The sequence below is a fragment of the Streptomyces murinus genome, assembly GCF_002154555.1.
Lineage (GTDB): Bacteria > Actinomycetota > Actinomycetes > Streptomycetales > Streptomycetaceae > Streptomyces > Streptomyces murinus.
Genome location: NZ_MUNF01000971.1, coordinates 1 through 922, shown reverse-complemented (window position 1 = coordinate 922; position 922 = coordinate 1). Strand labels below are relative to the sequence as shown.

At 72.2% G+C, this 922-nt stretch carries 1 protein-coding gene; it reads right to left on the bottom strand.

The genetic code is table 11. The features are described from left to right. Positions 1-855 (bottom strand): thioesterase family protein (locus tag CCN72_RS37005; RefSeq protein ID WP_244174679.1); only part of this gene is annotated, 855 nt, incomplete at its 3' end. Between the last annotated feature and the right edge of the window lie 67 nt (positions 856-922).

The following is a 922-nucleotide window of genomic DNA, read 5'->3' as shown; positions in this document are numbered from 1 at the left end:
ACCCACCGTCGAACTGACCGTACGCCCCGCCCCGAAACTGGCCGCCGCCACCTCCCCCTGGATCCTGCTGCGGGCCACCCGTAGTTGCTGGGCGCTGCCCAGGTGGGTGCCGTCGGGTGTCCAGGCGTCGATCTGTTCGTCGACCCAGCCGTCGGCTCCGGCGGTGCGGGTGGTGGCCCGCAGCAGGATCCAGGGGGAGGTGGCGGCGGCCAGTTTCGGGGCGGGGCGTACGGTCAGTTCGACGGTGGGTACGACGGCGAGGGTGGACAGGATCGCCGCGTAGGAGGGGGCGAGGGCGTCCATCAGCAGGACGAGGCGGAGCAGGTCGGGGGCTTCGTCGTCCTCGGTCAGCCGTACCCAGGCGAGGAGTTCGGGCTGCGGGCCGCCGGCGTAGGGGCGGGCGGTGCCGACGGGGCGGATCTCCATGCTGGTGGCGATGGGTACGAACTCCGCGGGGATGGCGAACACTTCGCACTCGGCGGGGCCCGGTGCGGGCGGGGCCTGGGGGGTGACGGGCTGCCAGGTGTCCTCGCCGCGGCGGGCGAACACGGCGGTCGCCTCGATCGCGGTGCCCTTCTCGCTCTGGGCCTGGGCGCGGACCACGCTGAGGGTCCGTCCGGCCCGTACCAGGGCGCTGTCCACGGTGAAGCCGGGGTCGACGGGCCGGTCGAACCGGCCGGTGACGCTCTGCAGTTCGAGTCCGGGGGCGTGTTCGCGCATCGCGGAGGTCAGCAGGGCGAGGGCGAGGCCGCCGTGGAACCCGCCGAAGCCGCGCAGGTGCGCGTCCGCTTGCAGCCACCCGTTCACCGGTTTTCTCAGGAGGGCTCCCGGTGTCGCCCCGTCAGTGTTCAGCATGCGAAGACAGCGTCCCGTCCGAGTGTGTGGAAAAAAAGGGGGGGGTGTGCTGTCGCTGATACACATC